The organism is Saccharopolyspora sp. NPDC002376 (assembly GCF_053593195.1).
Map to the genome: position 1 here is coordinate 1 of NZ_JBSFBZ010000060.1, position 19946 is coordinate 19946.

Annotated in this window: 29 protein-coding genes and 1 pseudogene; 21 read left to right on the plus strand and 9 right to left on the minus strand. The window is 66.1% G+C overall.

What is annotated here, in order from left to right; all coding sequences use genetic code 11:
- Positions 1-439: 439 nt before the first annotated feature.
- Positions 440-637 (minus strand): antitoxin, encoded by a 198-nt coding sequence (locus ACWCO2_RS30075; protein WP_450131163.1) that lies wholly within the window; start codon positions 635-637, stop codon positions 440-442.
- A gap of 205 nt (positions 638-842) precedes the next feature.
- On the opposite strand from ACWCO2_RS30075, the gene ACWCO2_RS30080 reads away from it, so the two are divergent.
- The gene (locus ACWCO2_RS30080; protein ID WP_450131164.1) at positions 843-1532 is read left to right on the plus strand and encodes a TetR/AcrR family transcriptional regulator; all 690 of its coding nucleotides are present in this window, start codon (positions 843-845) and stop codon (positions 1530-1532) included.
- A gap of 33 nt (positions 1533-1565) precedes the next feature.
- Positions 1566-2750 (plus strand): cytochrome P450, encoded by a 1185-nt coding sequence (locus ACWCO2_RS30085; RefSeq protein WP_450131165.1) that lies wholly within the window; start codon positions 1566-1568, stop codon positions 2748-2750.
- Positions 2751-2818: 68 nt separating this feature from the next.
- Here the strand turns inward: ACWCO2_RS30085 and ACWCO2_RS30090 are convergent, their stop codons facing one another.
- Complete coding sequence (locus ACWCO2_RS30090) at positions 2819-4015, minus strand: MFS transporter (protein WP_450131166.1); 1197 nt, start codon at positions 4013-4015, stop codon at positions 2819-2821.
- A 502-nt stretch (positions 4016-4517) separates the two neighbouring features.
- Here ACWCO2_RS30090 and ACWCO2_RS30095 point away from each other — a divergent pair.
- Positions 4518-4988: a YbaK/EbsC family protein gene (locus tag ACWCO2_RS30095; RefSeq protein WP_450131167.1), complete on the plus strand. Its 471-nt coding sequence runs from the start codon at positions 4518-4520 to the stop codon at positions 4986-4988.
- A gap of 266 nt (positions 4989-5254) precedes the next feature.
- Here ACWCO2_RS30095 and ACWCO2_RS30100 read toward each other — a convergent pair whose 3' ends face one another.
- Both ACWCO2_RS30100 and ACWCO2_RS30105 read right to left on the minus strand, forming a co-directional pair.
- Positions 5255-6058, minus strand: a complete 804-nt coding sequence (locus ACWCO2_RS30100) for an SDR family NAD(P)-dependent oxidoreductase (protein ID WP_450131168.1) — start codon at positions 6056-6058, stop codon at positions 5255-5257.
- Between the two features lie 71 nt (positions 6059-6129).
- Positions 6130-6358, minus strand: a pseudogene (locus tag ACWCO2_RS30105) (AraC family transcriptional regulator); the annotation flags it as partial.
- Between ACWCO2_RS30105 and ACWCO2_RS30110 the strand changes: the two are divergent.
- A complete protein-coding gene (locus tag ACWCO2_RS30110; RefSeq protein WP_450131169.1) occupies positions 6359-6529 on the plus strand; it encodes a hypothetical protein in 171 nt (56 codons plus the stop codon).
- On the opposite strand, the gene ACWCO2_RS30115 is transcribed toward ACWCO2_RS30110, so the two are convergent.
- The gene (locus ACWCO2_RS30115; protein WP_450131170.1) at positions 6526-6927 is read right to left on the minus strand and encodes a hypothetical protein; all 402 of its coding nucleotides are present in this window, start codon (positions 6925-6927) and stop codon (positions 6526-6528) included. The genes ACWCO2_RS30110 and ACWCO2_RS30115 overlap by 4 nt on opposite strands.
- A gap of 145 nt (positions 6928-7072) precedes the next feature.
- On the opposite strand from ACWCO2_RS30115, the gene ACWCO2_RS30120 reads away from it, so the two are divergent.
- The 5 genes from ACWCO2_RS30120 to ACWCO2_RS30140 all read left to right on the plus strand — a co-directional run bounded on the left by ACWCO2_RS30120 (position 7073) and on the right by ACWCO2_RS30140 (position 9664).
- Positions 7073-7438 carry an ArsR/SmtB family transcription factor gene (locus ACWCO2_RS30120; protein ID WP_450131171.1) on the plus strand — a complete coding sequence of 122 codons (366 nt, stop codon included), beginning with the start codon at positions 7073-7075 and terminating at the stop codon, positions 7436-7438.
- Positions 7435-7917: an SRPBCC family protein gene (locus ACWCO2_RS30125; RefSeq protein ID WP_450131172.1), complete on the plus strand. Its 483-nt coding sequence runs from the start codon at positions 7435-7437 to the stop codon at positions 7915-7917. The genes ACWCO2_RS30120 and ACWCO2_RS30125 overlap by 4 nt, the downstream gene beginning before the upstream one ends.
- A 146-nt stretch (positions 7918-8063) precedes the next feature.
- Complete coding sequence (locus tag ACWCO2_RS30130; protein WP_450131173.1) at positions 8064-8192, plus strand: hypothetical protein; 129 nt, start codon at positions 8064-8066, stop codon at positions 8190-8192.
- 881 nt (positions 8193-9073) lie between these two features.
- Complete coding sequence (locus tag ACWCO2_RS30135; RefSeq protein WP_450131174.1) at positions 9074-9406, plus strand: DUF6247 family protein; 333 nt, start codon at positions 9074-9076, stop codon at positions 9404-9406.
- The gene (locus ACWCO2_RS30140; protein WP_450131175.1) at positions 9407-9664 is read left to right on the plus strand and encodes a hypothetical protein; all 258 of its coding nucleotides are present in this window, start codon (positions 9407-9409) and stop codon (positions 9662-9664) included.
- Between the two features lie 85 nt (positions 9665-9749).
- Here the strand turns inward: ACWCO2_RS30140 and ACWCO2_RS30145 are convergent, their stop codons facing one another.
- The 4 genes from ACWCO2_RS30145 to ACWCO2_RS30160 all read right to left on the minus strand — a co-directional run bounded on the left by ACWCO2_RS30145 (position 9750) and on the right by ACWCO2_RS30160 (position 12416).
- On the minus strand, positions 9750-9956 hold the full coding sequence (locus ACWCO2_RS30145) for a helix-turn-helix domain-containing protein (RefSeq protein ID WP_450131176.1): 207 nt from the start codon (positions 9954-9956) through the stop codon (positions 9750-9752).
- 331 nt (positions 9957-10287) lie between these two features.
- Positions 10288-11019, minus strand: a complete 732-nt coding sequence (locus ACWCO2_RS30150; RefSeq protein ID WP_450131177.1) for a hypothetical protein — start codon at positions 11017-11019, stop codon at positions 10288-10290.
- 15 nt (positions 11020-11034) lie between these two features.
- Positions 11035-11577, minus strand: a complete 543-nt coding sequence (locus ACWCO2_RS30155) for a kinase (protein ID WP_450131178.1) — start codon at positions 11575-11577, stop codon at positions 11035-11037.
- On the minus strand, positions 11574-12416 hold the full coding sequence (locus ACWCO2_RS30160; protein WP_450131179.1) for an AAA family ATPase: 843 nt from the start codon (positions 12414-12416) through the stop codon (positions 11574-11576). Before ACWCO2_RS30160 ends, ACWCO2_RS30155 begins: the two co-directional genes overlap by 4 nt.
- 197 nt (positions 12417-12613) lie before the next feature.
- Between ACWCO2_RS30160 and ACWCO2_RS30165 the strand changes: the two genes are divergently transcribed.
- The 12 genes from ACWCO2_RS30165 to ACWCO2_RS30220 all read left to right on the plus strand — a co-directional run bounded on the left by ACWCO2_RS30165 (position 12614) and on the right by ACWCO2_RS30220 (position 19945).
- Positions 12614-12970 carry a hypothetical protein gene (locus ACWCO2_RS30165; RefSeq protein ID WP_450131180.1) on the plus strand — a complete coding sequence of 119 codons (357 nt, stop codon included), beginning with the start codon at positions 12614-12616 and terminating at the stop codon, positions 12968-12970.
- Positions 12971-13273: 303 nt separating this feature from the next.
- Entirely contained in the window at positions 13274-13489 is a 216-nt protein-coding gene (locus ACWCO2_RS30170; RefSeq protein ID WP_450131181.1) for a hypothetical protein, read from the plus strand.
- A 191-nt stretch (positions 13490-13680) separates the two neighbouring features.
- Complete coding sequence (locus ACWCO2_RS30175) at positions 13681-13941, plus strand: hypothetical protein (RefSeq protein WP_450131182.1); 261 nt, start codon at positions 13681-13683, stop codon at positions 13939-13941.
- Positions 13941-14120: a hypothetical protein gene (locus tag ACWCO2_RS30180; protein ID WP_450131183.1), complete on the plus strand. Its 180-nt coding sequence runs from the start codon at positions 13941-13943 to the stop codon at positions 14118-14120. Before ACWCO2_RS30175 ends, ACWCO2_RS30180 begins: the two co-directional genes overlap by 1 nt.
- Positions 14121-14208: 88 nt before the next feature.
- On the plus strand, positions 14209-15720 hold the full coding sequence (locus tag ACWCO2_RS30185; protein ID WP_450131184.1) for a type IV secretory system conjugative DNA transfer family protein: 1512 nt from the start codon (positions 14209-14211) through the stop codon (positions 15718-15720).
- Positions 15721-15836: 116 nt separating this feature from the next.
- Positions 15837-16376: a GGDEF domain-containing protein gene (locus ACWCO2_RS30190; RefSeq protein ID WP_450131185.1), complete on the plus strand. Its 540-nt coding sequence runs from the start codon at positions 15837-15839 to the stop codon at positions 16374-16376.
- A gap of 18 nt (positions 16377-16394) precedes the next feature.
- Positions 16395-16634, plus strand: a complete 240-nt coding sequence (locus ACWCO2_RS30195; RefSeq protein ID WP_450131186.1) for a hypothetical protein — start codon at positions 16395-16397, stop codon at positions 16632-16634.
- Between the two features lie 17 nt (positions 16635-16651).
- Positions 16652-16840 carry a hypothetical protein gene (locus ACWCO2_RS30200; protein WP_450131187.1) on the plus strand — a complete coding sequence of 63 codons (189 nt, stop codon included), beginning with the start codon at positions 16652-16654 and terminating at the stop codon, positions 16838-16840.
- 25 nt (positions 16841-16865) lie between these two features.
- Positions 16866-17141 (plus strand): hypothetical protein, encoded by a 276-nt coding sequence (locus ACWCO2_RS30205; protein ID WP_450131188.1) that lies wholly within the window; start codon positions 16866-16868, stop codon positions 17139-17141.
- Positions 17142-17177: 36 nt separating this feature from the next.
- Positions 17178-18155, plus strand: coding sequence for a hypothetical protein (locus ACWCO2_RS30210; protein ID WP_450131189.1), 978 nt, complete (start codon positions 17178-17180; stop codon positions 18153-18155).
- Positions 18156-18278: 123 nt separating this feature from the next.
- Positions 18279-19760, plus strand: coding sequence for a replication initiator (locus ACWCO2_RS30215; protein ID WP_450131190.1), 1482 nt, complete (start codon positions 18279-18281; stop codon positions 19758-19760).
- Between the two features lie 2 nt (positions 19761-19762).
- Positions 19763-19945 (plus strand): helix-turn-helix transcriptional regulator, encoded by a 183-nt coding sequence (locus ACWCO2_RS30220; protein ID WP_093150133.1) that lies wholly within the window; start codon positions 19763-19765, stop codon positions 19943-19945.
- The last annotated feature ends 1 nt before the right edge of the window (position 19946 follow it).

Genomic DNA, 19946 nt, shown 5'->3' on the forward strand with positions numbered 1-19946 from the left:
AGAATGATCTTGTGGTGAGACCTTCTTCTACCAGGACCCCACGCCCACATCGCCTTCAGGCCCCCAGCCCTCCCCATTCCACTGAGATCACCTCATTGAAATTGCGGAAGTTCTCCACAGGCGGAGGCACCTGTCCACAACCATCGGCGTGTCCGGCACCCGACACACATCGGCATGTCCGGCACCGACACGCCACGGGAACCACAGTTTCAATTGAAACTGTAAATCCCACCCACAGCGGATCACAGTTTCAATTGAAACTGTGGTCAGGCTGGGCGACGGGCGCCTGATGCCGCGGGCCGAGGGGTTTTGGACATGAAGAGAGGCCGCCCTGTGCGTGGGGCGGCCTCTCCATGATCCGCTCCGACCACTGCCGCAACGGGACGGCCCTCACCAGGTCCCGTGCCGCAGCGTGGGTCGGGCGGCGATGTTCTGCTGTCTACCGCCAGCCGGGTTTCGGCTTCGACTCTCCGCCGCTGAGGAACTCCTTGCCCTTCTCCACGGCGCCGTCGATCTGGTCTTCGTGGCCGAACTTCTCCTTGGCCCTGTCCGCGGCCGCGTCGAGCCCCTGCCCGATCTTGTCCCCGTGCTCCTGGCCCAGGTCCTTCATCTTGTCCGCGAAGTCACCAATACCCATGGTGCTCCCTTCGGGGTTGCGGGATAAGTCCTGGGGCTACACACCGCCTCGCTGAACCTAAGCCCGACGCGTGGAGCCCGCAGGGCGTCAGGATCGCGTTAACACGTTCCAGCGATCTTGTCGTGCGCCGCGCACCGGGCTACCGTTTCCCCATGACCGGATGACCAGTTTTCAAATCCGGTCACGAAGTCACCGGAGGTGTCCCGTGCCGCAGCCGACCGAACGAGCCGACCGCATCCTCGACGCGGCCGGTGAGCTCATGATCCGGTTGGGCTACCGGAAGGTGACCATCGAGGACGTCGCCCGCCAGGCCGGCATCGGCAAGGGCACCGTCTACCTGCACTGGCGCACCAAGGAGCGGCTGTTCGAAGCGCTCATCCTGCGCGCGTCGGCGGAGCTGATCATCGAGCTGGCGGCCGACCTGCGGCGCGATCCGCGGGAGATCCAACCGCACCGCTTCCTGCGCACCGCGTTCCTCGCCACCCAACGCCGCCCGCTGCTGCGCGCGCTGGTCACCGCGGACGCGGAGCTGCTCGGAAGCCTCACCAATTCCCCGGCGCGGGCCAGGGAACAGGAGATCACCGACCGCTACTTCGCGCTGGTCAGCAAGCACGGCCTGGTGCGCGACGACGTCCCGCACCTGGTCTACGCGATCAACGCGACGACCACCGGCTTCTACACCATGGGCTCGATCAAGCCGGGCCTCGCGTCGTTGGACGACGAGGCCGCGGCGGACGTCCTGGCGCACACCGTCCAGCACGCCTTCGAACCCGACCTCGACCCCGACCCCGCCTCACTGGCGTCGGCCGCGGCCGAGATCGCCGACCTGTTCGACGAGTTGAACACGTCCTACCGGGAGCGGATCTACGCCGACCCGGAATCCGAGCGGGGCTGATCCCGCCGCTCGACCCGTGGAAAGGGGCAACAGATGACGACCCTCGCCGACACCTGGGGAATCAACGAAGCGCAGTTCTGGCTGCGCGGCGTGCACCCCGACCAGCCCGTGCAGCACGATCCGGAGGCCGGCCTCTGGAACGTCTACGGCTACCCCGAGATCGTGCAGGCGCTGAGCGACCACACCGCCTTCTCCTCCAACACCCAGCGCCTCATCCCCGACCTGGGCAAGCAGTTCTCCAGCGAGGGCAACCTCGTGCAGATGGACCCGCCGGACCACAACAAGCTGCGCAAGCTGGTCAGCCACGCGTTCACCCCGAAGGTCGTCGCGGACCTCGAGCCGCGCATCGCCGGGCTCACCAACGAACTGCTCGATGCGGTCACCGACCGGACCGAGCTGGTCGCGGACCTGGCCTACCCGCTGCCGGTCATCGTGATCGCCGAGCTGCTGGGCGTGCCGAGCAGCGACCGGGGGCTGTTCAAGAAGTGGGTCGACGCGATGTTCAACAGCTCCAACAAGGTCTCGATCAAAGCGCAGACCAAGGAGCAGGAGGAGTACTTCGCCCGTGCCCTGGAGCAGGTCCAGGAGCTGACGAACTACCTGATCGAGCACGCCCAGGAGCGGCGGGAGCAGCCGCGGGCAGATCTGCTGACCAAGCTGGTCGAGGCCGAGGTCGACGGGGTGCGGCTCACCGACGGCGAAGTGGCTAACTTCGCGATGGTGCTGCTCATCGCCGGGCACATCACCACGACGATGTTGCTGGGCAACACGGTCCTGTGCCTGGACGCGCACCCGGAGCAGTTCGCGAAGGTGCGCGAGGACCGGTCGCTGGTGCCCAAGGCCATCGAGGAGTCGCTGCGCTTCTTCAGCCCGTTCGCGGCGGTGTCGCGGGCGACCTGGAAGGACACCGAGTTGGGCGGGCAGATCATCCCCGCCGATCAGGTGGTGCTGATGTGGGTCGCGGCGGCCAACCGCGATCCCCGGGAATTCGAGAACCCGGACGTCTTCGACGTGACCCGCGATCCGAACCCGCAGATCGCCTTCGGCCGGGGCATCCACTTCTGCCTGGGCGCGCCGCTGGCCCGGCTGGAAGGCCGCGTCGCGCTGAACATCCTGCTGGACCGGTTCCCGAACCTGCGGACCGATCCCGGCACGCCGCCGGAGTTCATGCCCGCTCCGACGATGACCGGCGTGAACAAGCTCCCGCTGCTGCTCTGAGATCTGGGGGTGGAGCGAACGGACCGTTTCGCTGGACGGCGTGAACGGTCCGTTCGCTCCTGCCCGAGTTACGCGGGCACGACCTCACGCTCGGACGCGGTTGCCTGCTTCGGAACCCCGACCGGCTCTGCGGCCGGAGTGGTAGGCATCCGCCAGAACAGACCGAGGGCGAGGACGGCGACGACGGCCGATGCCGGGCCCAGCGCCCACCAGTCCCACTGCGCGGCGACGGCGCCGCCGGTGATCCCGCCGAGGCCCATGCCCAGGTAGAGCGCGGAGGAGTTGAACGCGATCACCACGGCGGCGCCGGTCGGGGTCAGCGAGATCAGCCGGTGCTGGACGGCGGGCATGATCCCCCAGCCGCCGAGGCCCCACAGCACCAGCAGCGCCCCGGTCGCCACCAGCGAACCGCTCGCGAGCGGCAGGAACGCCAGCCCGGCGGTGAGCAGCAGCAGCGATCCCACGATGCCGACGCTCGAACCGAAGCGGTCGGTGATCCGGCCGACCACGGCGTTGCCCATCGCACCCGCGGCCCCGTAGACGAAGAGCAGCACGCCGAGCGTTCCCGCACCCGCGCCGGTCAGCGCGGACAGCATCGGCGAGGCGTAGGTGTAAGCGGCGAAGTCGGCGAGGGAGGCGAGCATCGAGACCACCAGCACCCACCCGACGGCCTTGTTGCGCAGCACCGACACCCGCTCGCGGACCCGCATCGCCGGCGGTGCCGGAACCGGCGGCAGCACCAGCAGCGCGGCCGAGGCCAGCACGCCGAGCCCCGCGATCATCCAGAACAGCGCCTGGTAGCCGAGGGATCCCTCCAGCAGCACGCCCAGCGGCACGCCGATCACCGTGGCCAGGGTCAGCCCGGCGAGCACCATCGACACCGCGCGGCCGCGGCGGTCCAGCGACACGAGGTCGGCGGCGATCACCACCGCGGTCGGGGTGAACAGGCTCGCGCCCAGCGCGCCCACCACGCGCGCGGCGGTGAGGGTGCTGAAGTCCGGTGCGAGCGCGGTGGCGATGTTGCCCACCACGAACAGTCCCAGCGACAGCCACAGCAGCTTCCGGCGCTCCCACTTTCCGGCCACAGTGGACAGAACGGGGGCGCTGATGGCATAGGTGAGGGCGTGCACGGTGACCAGCTGGCCGGCGGTCGTGACCGGCACTCCGACGTGCGCGGCGATGGCCGGGAGCACCCCGGCGACCAGGTACGACCCGGTGTTGATGACGAAGGTGCCGACGGCGAGCACCAAGAGCCGGAATTGCATTGGCGTCCCTCGGGATGACGGGGTGGGCAGGGCAGCACGAATCGCACGACGACCCGGGGGTCGATCGCGTGGAGCTGAGGGAGCCGCGACCTCGTCAGGGCATGACGGGGTCAGCGGTGCGATGTGTTCGGTTGGGGATGACCCTGCAACTGCGGACGGCCAAGAAGACCAGACCCGTTCTCGGTGTCAGGTGGAACAACGACCACAACGGGGCCGCACCCGGGATTTCGATCGAGCCTCGGGCGACGTTAACAGCCGTGTCTCAGATCACAGGCAACAGTGAGTGACCACCCCCGGGACACCTCGGGGACAGGCTGACGCGCGCAGCGAATCACCTTGTATCGCAACAGTTTTCACCCAGGGATGCCAGCAGGGGGTCCCTGATGCGAAATCAGGCGCCTACCCGACCGGGTGATCCCCGAGGAACGCCGAGCCGGTGATCGGCGGACGCGCGGGGTAATCGGCTTGTTCCGGCGGCTCCGTCTGGGGGATTCTGCGCGGCATGAGCAATGCCACCGACACCTTCTCCGCCTGCCTGCGCGGGCTGGACGTGCCCGGTCAGGTCGTCGAGTTCACCACCGAGGTGCCGACCGCCGCCGCGGCCGCCGAACAGCTCGGCTGCGAGGTCGGCGCGATCGCCAACAGCCTCGTCTTCACCGCCGACGACGAGCCGCTGCTGATCATCGCCAGCGGCGCGCACCGGGTGGACACCAAGCACGTCGCGCGACTCCTCGGCGTGGGCAAGATCCGCCGCGCCACCCCGGAATTCGTGCAGGAGGCCACCGGCCAGCCGGTCGGTGGAGTCGGCCCGGTCGGCCACCCCCAACAGATCCGCACGGTCGTGGACCAGATGCTCGCCGACCACCCCGTGGTCTGGGCAGGAGCGGGCACCAAGCACGCCATGTTCCCCACGACCTTCGACGAGCTCGTCCGCATCACCAACGGCCTCCCAGCCGAGGTCGAGAAGCCCTGACCGCAGCGGTCCCGTCCCGACTTCCGCAATTTCCATGGAAATCAGACGTCCGATTTCCATGGAAATTGCGGAAGTCCCCCACAACCAGGGCGCTTGTCCACAGGGTCCCCTCCCCCGGCCTGCCCCAGGTGTCCGCTCCGGGCTCCGGAATTACAGTTTCAATTGAAACTGTGATCCGTCGTGGGTGGGATTTACAGTTTCAATTGAAACTGTGGTCCTGGACGGACGTCACGGGCTGCTCGACGGGTCGGACGACGGCGATGGGGTCAGACGCCGGGGTCGAAGCGGCCGTCGATGGCCGTCCAGCCGCCTTCGACCAGTTGGAGGCTGCCGGTCACGTAGGACGCGGCGTCGGAAGCCAGGTAGACCACGGCGCCGGTGATCTCGTTCGCCTTGGCCCAGCGGCCCAACGCGGTTTTGCGCGCGTACGCGCCGTACCAGGCTTCGTCGGACTTGATCTGCTCGGTCAGCGGTGTCTCGAACGGGCCGGGCGCGATGGCGTTGACCCGCACGCCCTTCGGCCCCAGTTCCGCCGCCAGCGCGCGGGAAAGCTGCACCACACCGGCCTTCGTCGCGGCGTAGATGCCCTGGCCGGGTTCGACGACCTCCGCCCGGAAGCTGGCGAAGGTGATGATGCTGCCCCGCCCGTGCTCGGCCATCCGCGCGCCGAAGTCGCGCAGCAGCCGGTAGGTGCCCTTCAGGTTGACGTCGACGACCCGGTCGAACTCCTCGTCCGCGGTGTCCGCCAGGCGCTTGCGGACGTTGATGCCGGGCGTCACCACCAGCACTTCAGCGTCGGATTCGGCCGAGGCGAGCTCCCGGATCCCCGCACCGTCGCGCACGTCCAACTCGCGCCAGCTCGCCTCGTGCCCGAGCTGCCGGATCGACTCCGCGGTCTCCGTAGCACCATCGGTGTCCACGTCCGCGATGACCACCTGAGCGCCGAATTCGGCCAGGCCCACGGCGCTGGCGCGGCCCAGACCGCTGCCGCCGCCGACCACCACGGCCTTGCGCCCATCGAGCCGGAAGAGGTTCGCCAGCCGATCCACCACGAGCAGCCTCCAGACCATCCACAAAGGACCATTCGTCCACGAGCTCCGACCGGCCGATCATCACCCGGCGAACAACACCGGGCAAGAGCTCAACGGGTCACGAGCTCTTCAGCCCCGCGGAAGGTGCTGCGATACGCACTGGGCGAAACCCCAAGCGCAGCCTGCAGATGCTGGCGCAGCGAGGCGGCCGTCCCGGAACCTCCAGGTGAACGTCCGCACGCTCATCGCCTCCTGTCCGGCCAGCTCACGCAGCGCCAGCGGCCGATCCAGGTGCTCCAACGCCCAAGCGCGCGCCCGCCCGGTGGACTCTTCGGCTGGGTGAGCGCGGCCCACCAGGTGGGCACCGAGCTGGTCGCGCTTGGCGGCGGGATGGCCCGCGACCTGCTCGGCTCCTACGACGAGGTCTGGATCAGCACAGTGGGCCTCTGCGCGATGGCAGCCCCGCTGGCAACGGTGATCAGAGCCCGAATTCCCTCGCCGGCGATCTAGCCCATCGACTGCACGACGGCGGCGGCGACGGCTTGGGCGCCTTCGCGGACGCCCTGCCAGGCCTTCGAGGTTTCCTCCGGCCACTCCAGCTGCTGGTGCTTCTCCAGCAGTGCCGCCAGTTTCGGCGAGAGCTCGGGCTGCAGCGGCGTTCCTTCGCGCAGCATCGCGATCAATCGCTTCAGGTCCTCGGGCGCCGCCATGCGCCCTTCCAGCGCTTCGCGGGCCAGGTCGAGCGCCGCCATGTCGGCCATCAGCCAACCTCCGGGCGGGGTCGTGCCCACCTCGGCGTTGACGTGGGCCTCGATGAGGTCGGCGAGCAGCCCGGAGGATTCCGCGGGCAGCGCCGCACCCGTGCGCAGCGCGCGGATCGCGCGGTCCATGTCATCGCCACTGGCCATCGAGAACCTCCCCATCGCGGACAACCGACAGGCATTCTGCCCCCGCCCACCGCGCCCGCTCGGCACCACCTTCTTCAACCGACCGGTTGACTACGGCGCGGCACGGGCTTACCTTCTTATTCAACCGACTAGTTGAGGAAGACTGGTGGACGAGAGCACTGAGCAGCTCAACCGGGCGTTCGCGGCGTTGGCCGACCCGACCCGGCGCGAGCTGGTGGCCCGGCTGGCCGGCGCGGACGCGACCGTGGGCGAGCTCGCCGAGCCCTACGACGTGAGCTTCCAGGCGATCTCCAAGCACGTGAAGGTGCTCGAGGAGGCCGGCCTGGTGACCCGCAGCAGGGACGCCCAACGCCGACCGGTCCACCTGGACGCGGAGGTGTTCGACCTGATGTCCAAGTGGATCGAGCGCTATCGCCGGGAAGCCGAGGAGCGCTACCAGCGTCTCGACGCCCTGCTGGAACACATGACCGACGAGAACCGGAAATCCGAACGCGCGGAGGACGCATCATGACCAAGCACGAGACCGAGATCGTGGCGGACGAGAAGGTCCCGACGATCGAGATCATCCGGGAGTTCAACGCGACGCCCGAGCACGTGTACCGCGCCCACGTCGACCCCGAGCTCTACGCGCAGTGGGTCGGGCCGCGCTCGCTGACCACGCGGGTCACCAAGTGGGACGCGCGCACCGGCGGCGAGTGGGCCTTCGCCAGCGATCGCGACGGCGAGGAGATCGCCGCCTTCCACGGCAGCTTCCACGAGGTGCGGCCGCAGGAGCGGATCGTGTGGACCTTCACCTACGAAGGCCTGCCCGACGTGGTCGCGCTGGAGACGCTGACCTTCGAGGCGCTCGACGACGGGCGCACCCGGCTGCGGACGCTGAGCGTGGTGCAGGACTTCGAGACCCGCGACGGAATGCTGGCCAGCGGCATGGACGTCGGGGTCCGGGAGGGCTACGAGAAGCTCGACGAACTGCTCGCGAAGGAAGCCTGAGATGGGACCGGCACAGCAGCACGCGCACGACGCCGCCCGGTTCACCGAACTCGTCGAGGCGGCCGACGACTGGACGCGGCGTCGCCAAGACCCTCGGCCGCGAGCCAGACCTGGGCGAGGAACGTTGCCGCGCCGCGCTGGAGGGCATGAAGCAGATTGAGCAGCTGCTGCGCGACAGCGGGCAGTTCGGCCCCGCCGTGCCCGTCTCCGACGGAGCCTCCGCGTGGGACGAGCTGATGGCCTTCATCGGCCGCGATCCCGCCTGGCCGTCCTGATCCGACTCGCGAACAGCCTTGCCGCATACCCCCAGTGGGTATATGAACACCTACATGGGCCGGGGCCAGGAGTCCCGGCGCAGCGCTGAGGTGCTCGACTCTGTGGTTCGCCTCACCCCGGATGGAAAGTTGGCGATTAATTGGCAACCCGGGCCTGACGGGCAGGGCCGACCGCCTCGTCACGGGCCCTGAAAAGCAGCGAACCCCCTGCTAGAGGGGGTTCGCGCTGTCTCGACCAGACGTGCGCCCGAAGGGATTCGAACCCCTAACCTTCTGATCCCGTTTCCACAGTAGACGACAGTTTTCGTTGTCTGCCAACACCTTTGGTTACCTGCATTGACGATCCCAACCAGTTTCGCCTTGCATGACGACGTTTGCCATTGGTTGCGGATGATTACTGGCCATTAATTGGCAATCTGGATCGGGACCACAACCAGGCAACCCCGTTCGGCACGCGCCACTCCGAGGTCGACTGGAGCGGCAAGGCGCCCAGCTCCGCGACGCGCCCAGCACCGTACTTCAACGGCTCGCCCAGTCGACCCCGTGCAGTCGGGACATCTGGACTCAAGGACTTCACTTCTGCGGCTCCTGCGGGGTCGCCTGCCTTCCGCTCGCGCTCAACCGCGGCCGCCGCCCCACCGCTCGCGGCCGGTCCGCCGACCGCCTGCCGGGACCGGCGCCAGCCGCACGCCCGGCCGGCGGTCGGCTGGACCGGGCTCGCAGACAGCGGGGCGGCGGCCGTGGTTGGGCTCGCATACAGCAGGCAGGCGGCCCCGCAGGGGCCGCCCTTGATGAAGTAGAGAAAGTTTAGACACACGCGGACTGCGGCCTGGTCACGCTGACGCGGGCTGCTGGTTGACGCGGACGGCTATGCTAGCCAGGTGGCCGCCCCGAATCCTGTTCCGAACAGCACTCCGGCTCCGCCGCCTGCGGACGCTGCGAGTATCCGGGCGTGCCTGACCCCGCAAGCGGCCTCCGAGTTCGATGCGGAGTGGGAACTGGTCCTCGACCGTGCGAAGCGCTCTCACGACCTCACCGAGGTCTTTGGTCTGCTCCGGAAGTGGCAGCACTACGCGCATACCGAACAAGTAGCGCCGGGGACCTACACGCGAGTCTTGGCCAAGGCTGAGCAGATCCTCCGGACCGGCAAGAACCCTGATGCGGTACCGCTCGATGTCATGCAGGAGACCCTTCGTCGGCGGTTGGGCCGGTAGGTGTACGAGCTCGTTCCCGACGAGTCGGTCAATGATCAAGTCGCCGCGCTGCCAGGCCATGCCCTGACTGCCTACGCTGAGGCGTTGGACGTTCTGCGGCTCGCGCCCTGGAACGGGTTCCCGGTGAACGGCGCTAATCCCACTGGCCCCGTACGGCGCTGGGATTTCGGGTACAGCCACGCAGGCCACGTGCTCTACCTCATCCTCGAAGAACAGCGGGAAGTCCACCTACTGCTCGTGCAGTGGTTCGGCAACTAGAACAGCGCTTGGCCACCCACGATCGCCGTCATTTCTCCGTGATCCGCCCGAACCGCGTTCCAGCCTCCACGCTCCAGCCGTAGCGTCAAGCGTCGTCTTGCTCGCGCTGGCGCTGCCCGTGCTCGCGCAGCTGGCGTTTAACTTCCTCGATGTCAAACCGACCTTGTCGACCAGCAGTAACGATGGTCGGGGTAATAACGCCTTCCCGCACCCAGCGATTGACCGTTTGACGCGCTACCCCAAGTTCGCGCGCCACTTCCGAGCTGGTGATGAGGCGCGCGGAACTAGGCATGACCCGAAGCTACGAACTTCAGGCCAAACCTTCCTTCCCAATGTTACCGTTGAGCTCCTTGAGTCAAGATAGTCAGTCAAGCCAGATGAGTCTAATGTCCAGTTTTGGGACCGGTTATGTCAAGCGGTAACGGGGTGCTAGCGGTGCTTCTACGTGCCGCCCAGTGGGAACTCGATGAGGCCGCGTTCGCTCTCGGCGCTGGGCGATACACGCGCGAGCAGCGCCACTCGCTTGCCGAGCAGTTGACTGCTCTGGCCACGCAACTTCGGGCAGATGAGGGGCAGCCTGTAGTCATAGACGCCTCTGAGCAATGAGCAAGCGAAAGAGGCTTTCAGCCACAGCCCAGAAGGCGGGACGAAGCTAAGCGAGTGATCATCTCGACTCGCTCGACGTGACTGGCACGTGTATCCAGTTCGAGCTGGATGCGATCAACGCAGCGCTGCACGTCGCTGCCGGAGGGCTGTGGCCAAGGATCCGGCAGGCTGGCGAGTGGCGGCGCTACGACGCTGTTGGCCCCGGCCGTGATACTTCCGGTGATGTCTCGCGACGAGCCGTGAATGATTTCGAGCTCTGGCCCTGCCTCCGCGCGGATCTGTGCAATCTGCGCCGCTGTTACCTTGGACAGTTTGACGGCTGTCGGCATCACACCCCGGCGACGCGCCTTCGCAGCAAGCTCCGCGGTAAGCACGACCCTGCTGTACCGGGGGTTGGCGTACGCAATCGCGTTGCGAGGCAGGGTCGCCATCTGGGTAAGAAGCTCGTCGGCGGTGGAGGCTCGCAGCATCACCAGCGGCCGGATACCTCGCCGAAGTGCCGCGCTCGTGTCCTCGGGGTTCCAACAAGCGCTGACGAGCCCAGATCGGTCAACGTTGTCTGCCCATAGATCGAGAAGCTGCAAACGCTCCGCTTGGGTGGCTCGTTCACCGAACCCCATAGGACCAGCAATGATGACCTGCCTTATCCAGGTTGACCCGACCAGCACCGCGTATTGTTCAGTGGCGTTTCGGTCGAGAACACCGCTCTGCAGCCGGAAAGTCGGGGCCGGGAGGGCAACAGGAAGCATCGTCTCAGCACTCCATCAAGACAGGACGTTCTGTGCTGCTTGAGCGATTCGCCTTGCAGCGGCGTCGGGTTCGATCTGGTCGGTTCTGACCGAGAGGTCCGCGCGTTCGAGGCGTTCCGTGGCATCAAAGGCCGCGAGCCGTTCGGCGGTATCACCTGTGCCACGTTCCTCGATGCGCCTGGCGGCGACGCCCCGAGAGCACCACAGCTCGACAACCAGCCACGCGACATCAGGCATGGCGGATGTCATGGCCTCCACTGCTTCGACCTGGCCTAGATGAATCACCGGCACCGAGCCCTTGCCGATGATCACCAGGAGCTCTGATCGATCGACTACGTATGTCGATGAGTACCGCCTGTTTTCCCAGAGCACTTCCCCAGGTTGCTCGCGAAGTTCGTCGAGCTGCGCCGTACTGATCATCCGATATCCGGCCGAGCGACCGGAACCGCACTTGAGGCGTCGAAAGTGCTCGTACCTGGTGTCGATCCGCGAGAGAGCGTCGTTCACGGTGTCCTTGCCCGCCGCTGGAGGGCCGTAAAGAACGATCGCACTGCTCATGATTCGATCCTTTGCAGCAACTCGGCAGCCTGCTGTTGAAGCGGACGCGAGCCGACTGAGTTTTCGATCACGCCATGTTCGATGGCGGGCGTGAAATCAAGATCGATCGCGTCCAGGTACGAAGTCCAGTTGGCAAGCTTCGTCGCGTCTCGCGCGGCACCGCGCTGCTTGAGGTACGCGCGCATCGAGTCCGCATCGCAACGAACCCACACCACATGAAGCTGTGCCCCCATGCTCTCGACGGTCGCGGACGTTCGTTCACACCAAGCACGATCGGAGAGCTCCCTGATGAATGGAGCGGTGACAATGGCCGAGTTTCCGCACATCAGGTTCTCGGTCATGGCAGCTGCCAGGGCCTCGTACTCGGCGGGGCGGATCGTGTTCAGGTAGACATCGGACTCACGATCGTGCGGCGACTTGCCGAGCATCTCAAGGGCGGCTTCAACGACCGCCCGCGTCGTGGTGTCCTTGTCGAGCATTGGCCAACCAGCCCTCCGGGCCAGCACCCGGCCGAGTTCGGTCTTACCTGATCCAGCGTATCCGCCAACCATGATGACGTGCGGCGATACTGATTGCTCCGCAGGCCGGCCAGCTGATGACGGGTAGTTCACGATCCGGCTTGATCGCGCTCGGTTGAGTACGAGCCCTTCGTCTGCAAGCACTCCCATCGCACGGTTGATCGTTGCGACGCTGGTGCCCCACTCCTTAGCCAGCTCGCGCGTGCTCGGGAGCTGCTGTTCATGGACCAGCTCCCCTGCCTCGATCTTGTTTCGGATGTTTCGCGCGATGACTAGCACGCTCGTGCCGTGCTGCAGCCCTTGTTGATCCTCCGATGCCATCACTACGCATGCCTCCCTGTATCAGTCACGATTCAGATGGTAACAGAGGCGGCCAGCTGAACCAAGTTCCCCCTGGTCAGGAGCGAAGTTGCTAGTGATACCGATGTTTCAGTTGACTCCACCTGATCCGAGCTGTTAGATTCTGTTCCAGACGGCAACGAGGTCGGGCTTCCGACCAACAACCATGGAGGTCAAGAATGCTGAAGAACGTTCCGGTCGTGCTGGAGGGCTACAAGGTGCGGGTCGTCGAGGAGCCGGTGGTGAAGATGTACAAGAACCGCGACACGGGTAAGCAGGAGATCGCCACCAGCCAGGACGGCGCGCCGCTGTACGAGATGTCGATCTTCATGAAGTCGATCCCGACGGAGGAGGGTAAGCGCGCTCCGAAGGGCTTCGAGATGAAGGTGACCCTGGAAACGGAGCCGCAGGACAAGATCGAGGAGGGCGAGCTCGTCGCGCTACACCAGCCGCGCCTCTCCCAGTTCGTTCTCGACAACGGGGCCCAGGGCGTCACACTGAAGGCTCTCGGCGTGATGCCCGCGAACGCGGGATGAGTTAGCCCCGCACTTCCGAATTCTTCCTCTCGCCAATTCTGGCTTGTTGTTTGAGAAATACATAGTGGGCCGAGCTATGCCTTTTTCGGCGCGCATTCGTCGCGTCGGGGAGGCCATGTTGACCCCCGGCCACCTGGGATTTCCCTGGGCATTCCGGGGGTCTTGATGGACTCCATTAGGAAAGGACGGTTTCGGATGTTGTCTTTGGGTTTGCAGTACTGCCCGGCGTGCCACGTCGACCCGTGGCGCTACTCGCACTCGCAGGATGTGCACTGCTCGAAATTCTCGTGGCGGTGATGGGCGGTGATCTGCACGGTGGTTGCGAACGGATCTATCCGGGGCGCGAAGGTTTCCGGCCAGGGGCGTGATCCGCGTTTCACGATCGGAATGCTCTACGACGTCGGGAAGGCGTTGGAAAGCCACGGTTTTCCGGCGCTGGAGAACTACACGAGCGGGCAGCTGATGCGGCTTCAGGAGGCGCTGCACCACTTCGCTCACCCGAAGGGCGGTGATCAGTGATGGGCGGTTTCGGGTTCCACGGCGACTCGGGATGCATCGGAGATTCGACGGAAGGGCAGGGCAAGTGAGCAACGAGAACCAGATGAGTGACGAGGAGCTGCGGGCCCGGGCTGCCGAGGACCCGCCATGGTTTCCCCCGGACCCGAACATTTCCATGGATAGTTACAAGCTGATTGGAGAGGTTGAGTTTTATGGCTGAGGTGAATTTGCCGGTCGGGGCGCGGAGGAACACGCCCGCTGTGAACCGGCTGAAGAAGATCGGGGAACACCTCGACGTGTTGCACAGGGAGCTCGTCGCGGTCCGGCTGTTGGAGCCGAACGTGATGCAGAAGAAGGACTTCGACGAGATCACGGAGCTGGCGGACGCGGCCCGCCAGACGTTGTACGGGGTTCGGGACGGGATCGCTGCAAAGGGCGGTCAGAACGTGGCGAAGGGATACGTGAAGAAGTAATGGCATTCGGTGATGAGGTGCACAACCGGGTCAAGCGCATCGACGCGTCGATGCTGTCGCTGGTCGAGACGTTGAGGAAGTTCGGTGTGCCCAAGGGATTGGGCGAGCCGCTGAACAAGACGCGCAACGCCGTCGGCGACTTGGTCGCGAAGATGGAGATGACCCAGCGCCGGAGCTGAATCTGGCGACTGCTCGGCCGGGGCACCGAACCTCTCAATGGGGTTGGGTGCCCCGGTTTCTTTTTGCTCGCATGAAAGGTGAACGGCAATGCGGAACACGCTGGTGGGCACGGAGAACACCTCCCCGATTCGATGGGGGATCCGGACGGTGGCCGGCCACCCCCGGACGTCGAGCTCGGCGGTCGCGACGTCGGCGGCGGTGTTCTGGTTCGGCCTGAACACGATGGTGTGGGCCGTGGGGATCGCAGTGCTGGCAGGGATCTCCTGGCGGCTGCTGGACCGGCCGACCTTCGACCGTTTCGCTGGTCGCCTGCTGCGGGCGTGGTGGAGACGCTGGTGGACCTACCAACGCCAATGGCTTCGGATCATGACCGCCTGCAACTTGACCCTGACCGATCACAAGGGCAACACGCTGATGCCGCGCGTGACGAGGGTCAAGAGCACGTGGTCGTGGGACATGGTGACCGTTCGGATGGCCAAAGGACAGGAACCGGAGGACTTCGAGAAAGCCATCGGCCGGTTGGCGAACGCGTTTCGGGCGCGCTCGACCAACGTGCGGCTGGTCAAGCCCGGCAAGCTCGCGCTGGACTTCCAGCGGTGCGAACCGTTCGACGAGATGCTGATCCCGCTTCCGGCGCTGGCGGAGTCGACCACCGAGGTTGACCTGACGAAGCTGGTGATCGGCCGCGACGAGTACGGCCGGGAGTTCACCCTGAATCTCCTGGAACGCGACCTACATGTGCTGCTCGGTGGCGCGACAGGTGCGGGCAAGGGTTCGTGGTTGTGGGCACTGCTGCGGGCGCTGGCTCCGCTGATCCGCGCCGGGCTGGTGCGGCTGTGGGTGATCGACCCCAAGGGCGGCCAGGAGTTCGGCATGGGCCGGGAGATGTTCCATGCCTTCGCCGACAACGACGTGGACGGTCTCAAGCTGATGCAGACCTACGTCGCGACCCTTGACGACCGGAAGCTGGAGCTGGGCCGTGCGGGCGTCCGGAAGTTCACCCCGTCGCGGGAAACGCCGTTGGAGCTGCTGGTCTGCGATGAGCTGGCCGCGATGACCTCCTACGGAGGCAAGGCGGTCACGGTCCCGTTCGAGCCGCTGATCTCCAAGGGCCTGACGCAGTACCGCTCTGTCGGCGGCCGGATCGTCGCCGCGACTCAGGAGCCGACCAAGGAAAACGTCCCGATGCGAGGACTGTTCCCCACCAAGATCGCCCTGCGCCTGGACTCCGCTTCGTATGTGGACATGTGCCTGGGTGAGGGCATGAGGGACATGGGTGCGTTCGCCGACAAGATCCCCGAGATTCTCGCCGGTGTTGCCTACGCCAAGCGCGACGGCCGCCGTGAACCCCTGCGGGTCCGGGCTCCCTACACCCGTGACGAGGACGTCACCGAACTCGTGGAGTTCTGTACCACCGTGGGCACGGTGACCGACCTCCGCAGCGAGCCCATCGACCTCGATGCGATCCCGGAGCACGAACAGCCGGCAGACATCTACAACTTCGACTTCGAAGCCCACGAGGTCGACGACTACGACCAGGACAGCAACGAGGTCGACGAGATCAATTACTTCGAAGGCGACGATGAAGAGAGCGCCTGACCCTTTTCCCTGTTCAAGTGGCCCGCCCGGCCTCCGGCAAGAGATTCCCGGGCGGGCCTTACCTCGCATTGGAGGCAAGACCCATGTTGGCAAAGATGGCGCTGGGTGTCACCAGCATGACGAGTGTGGCGGCCGGGACCTGCGCGTACCGGCTGTTCCGGCAGTCCCGCACCGACCCGCTGACCGGGCTGGGCAACCGTGCGGCGCTGGTGTCGGCGTTCAACCGGGCGATGCGGCGCGGCCGGGGCCTGGTCGGCGTGGCGGTCGGCGACATGAACGGCTTCAAGACCTTCAACGACGTGCACGGGCACCGCTTCGGCGACCAGGTCCTCATCCAGGTTGCCGCGATGCTGCGGATCACCGCTAACCGCGGTGAGGTCCCGGTCCGGCTGCACGGCGACGAGTTCGCGCTGCTCCTGCCGAACGTCGAGACCCCGGAGCAGGCCGAACACCGTGTGCGGGAGTTCCAAACCGCGGTGTCGACCATCACTGAAATCGACGGCCAGCCGGTCGAGGTCGGCCTGGCGTTGGGCGTGATGACCTCCCCTGCCGCCAAGGCCCAGCTGACCACGCTGCTGGCCTCCGCCGATGACCGCATGTACGGCGACAAGCACACCACTCGCCAGAACACCGGCCGCGTCGCTGTGGCGGCGTGAGGTCCTGAAAGGACGGTCATGAAGAAGGACATGAACCACTTCTACAGCGCTTTCGGTAACCGGCTGGTGGAGATCAGCCACTGTCGGCGAGGTGTGGAGATCTCGGTGACTGAGCTGGGTCGCGACGGTGAGCACGTCATGTCGGCGGTGATCAGTCGCGAAGATTTCCAGCAGCTGATCATCGACGCCCCCGAGATCTTGGAGGCGGTCGACGAACTGCGCGACGAAGCCATGCGTAAGCGCGGATATCCGCTCTAGAGAAAGGAAATTCGAGAGTGCAGCACATTCATTTCGAGGTCACTGGCAAGAGCGTGTTGACGATCCTGCTGCTGCTGGTGATCGTCGCGGGCGGTCTGGCGCTGGTGTGGACGTTGATCAGCCCCGGCATCGCCTTCGGGATCGGCATCGGCCTGGTCCTGGTCGTCCGGGGCTTGTTCTGGCTGTTCAAGCCCAGCAGCGAGTAAGCGTCAACGAAGAAGGGAGCTGAAGATGAGCCAGAAGCTGGAACAGCAGCGAGCTGCCGCCATCGAGGCGGTTGACCAGGCGTGGGACGCCGTCGAGAAGGCCACTGTCGCAGGCCTCAAGTGGTACCTGACGCGGGTCAGGCAGGAGAAGGAACGTCTCGGCGTGGGCGGAGAGCCCGAGGTTGTTCTGGGCATCGAGCTGCACGACGCCCCGGAATGGCAGCGGGTGGAAGCGAAATTCACGGCGCTTATGCGGCTGAGCGATGCCGCTGACGACGTGGCTCGTCTCTGGCTGCGATGACCAACCCATTCGGTAGCGAGTAGGAAGGAAACGACCGTGGGCCTGCGTCGCAAGCACAAGCAGAACGCCGACCCCGAGGAGGTGGGTAAGACCTGGCGGGTCCGCAAGCTCGGTGATCGGATCGCGGAGGCTCGGGAACTGCGGGGCCTGGTCCGGGATCCGGATCTGCGGGCGGTGGAGCTGGAGCGGCAAGGCCGACGGACCCTGATCGGGTTGTGGTTCTTCCTCTCGCTCGGGCTGGTGTTCACCACGGCCGGTGTCCAGAAGTTCCTGGCCGGGGATGCGACCACGGCAGACCCGTTGTGGTGGGCGGCCTGGACGGTGGAACCGATGTTCGCCGGGCTGCTGATCGTGATCCTGAACTTCGAGGCCACGATCCTGTCCTACGGCTGCGATCCGGATCACGAGTGGTGGTCCCGTCTCAAGCAGGTCCTGCTGGCCTCGACGCTGGCCATGAACGTGATCCCGCAGATCACACCGCTGGTGCGACTGAAGTTCGAGGAGTTCAACCTCGGGTCGGCGGCGGTGCACGCAATCATCCCGGTCATCGTCTACGGCATCGCTGAGATCATCCCGGTCATTCAGGCCCGGCAACGCGAGGTCATGTTGCTGATCTACGAAGCCGCCGACCAGGACCAGGACGCCGAATTCCCGGCCGTCGCGGAACAGCCGGCCACCACCTCGCCGGAACCTGATCCGGTCGCCCCGGTTCCCGAACCTGAACCGGTGGCCGTCGCACCAGTACCTCCGGCTCCGGCTCCGGCTCCGGCTCCGGCTCCGGCTCCGGCTCCGGCTCCGGCTCCGAGCACGGTGGCTGAGGTGTCGAGTCGAACGCTGAATCTGCTGCCGGGTGAACTGGCGGGCAAGGTGCGCACCGCCTACACCGACGCCGTCGAGCAGGGCCGGGAGTTCACCGCGGCTGATGTTCGTGCGGTCACGAAGATTCCGGAACAGATGGCCGAACGGATCGTCGACGAGATCCGCATCCACAACGGACACGCCATCGCTGCCTGAAAATCGTTGTGGCACAACTGAATACGAACCACTGCACAACCACGCTCGGCGGGTATGACCGCGCGGGGTGATGGACCTGGTGGTGATGCCCGCCGGGCCCTGTCCCTCGAAAGGTCACCGCCCATGGTGTTGCCCACGCTCCCGGACGTCGACCGCCTCAAGCGGCGCATCCAATCCCCTGACTACCGCGACTGGCGCGCGAAGGTCGAGAACGTCTACGGCTGCCTGCACCCGGTCCGCCTGTCCGGGCAGTGGCAGATCACCGACAAGACCACCGGCGACGTCCTCACCCGCCCTGACGGGCGCCCCGCGCAGACCAGCGGCCACATCATGTCCCCGTGCGGAAACCGCCGTGAGAGCGTCTGCCCAGCCTGCAGTGATCGCTACGCCGCCGACGCCTTCCACCTCATGCGAGCAGGCCTGTCCGGTGGCTCCAAGGGCGTCCCCACTTCTGTGGCCGACAAACCGCGTCTGTTCGTGACCCTGACCGCGCCCAGCTTCGGGCCGGTGCACAACCGCCGCACCACCACCTCCGGGAAGCACGCCCCGTGCCGCTGCGGCACCTACCACCACGAACACGACCCGAAGATCGGCCAGCCACTCGACCCCGACGGCTACGACTACACCGGCCATGTCCTGTGGCAGGCCCACTCCGGGAAGCTGTGGAACGTCTTCACGACCAAGCTCCGCCGCCACCTCGCTCGCGCGGCCGGGATCACCACCCGCGACTTCAAGGACCACGCCCGGCTGAGCTACGCCAAGGTCGCCGAGTTCCAGAAACGCGGCACCATCCACTTCCACGCCGTGATCCGCCTCGACGGCCCGAACGGTGCTGTGGACACCACCCCGCCGTGGGGCACGGCCGAGCTCCTGGCCGCCGCCGTCCAAGCCGCTCACGCCGACACCACCGTGACCACCCCCATGTTCGGTGACGGCCAGGTGCTCGAACTCGCTTGGGGCGACCAGGTCGACATCCGCCCGATCCGCCCAGCTGAAGCGCACCGCTTCGAAGACGACCACGGCACGATCAGCGATGACCGGATCGCCTCCTACGTGGCCAAGTACGCCACCAAGGGCACCGGCAAGTCCGAAGCCGCAGACCGCCCGATCCGCTCCCGCACGCAGATCGAGTACCTGCGCACCACCGAGCACCACAAACAGATCATGCGCACCGCCTGGGACCTCGGAGCGCCGGCCGTCTGCCCGGACTGCCACCCCAACGGCGAGCACCAGGCGGACGGCTGCGACTGCGCGGAGATCGACCACTGCGCTACCTGCGCCAACGGCGGTTGGATCCCCGGACCGCTCGCCGAACTCAACCTGCGGCGCTGGACGCACATGCTCGCCTTCCGCGGCCACTTCCTATCCAAGAGCCGTGCGTACTCGACCACGTTCAAACAGCTCCGCGAGGACCGCCAGACCTGGCGCTTCGAGCAGAACCTCGCCGAACTCGGCGTCACCGCCGACACCATCGCCGTGGTCAACCACTGGGACATGACCTCCGTCGGCCACCACACCGACGAAGAACGCGAACTCGCCGCCGCCATCGCCGAACGAACCCGCCAAGCACGCAAACACCGCTACGCCACCGAACGGAAAGACTGACCATGATCCGCAACCTGTGGGGCATCCAAGACGTCTCGGCCTACCTCGGCGTCCCCGTCGGCACGCTCTACCAGTGGCGCAGCCGTGGCTTCGGCCCGACCGGCCGCAAGATCGGCAAGTACGTCCGCTACAAGCCTGACGACGTCGAGCAGTGGTTCGAAGCCCAGGCTGAGGGGGTGATCTGAT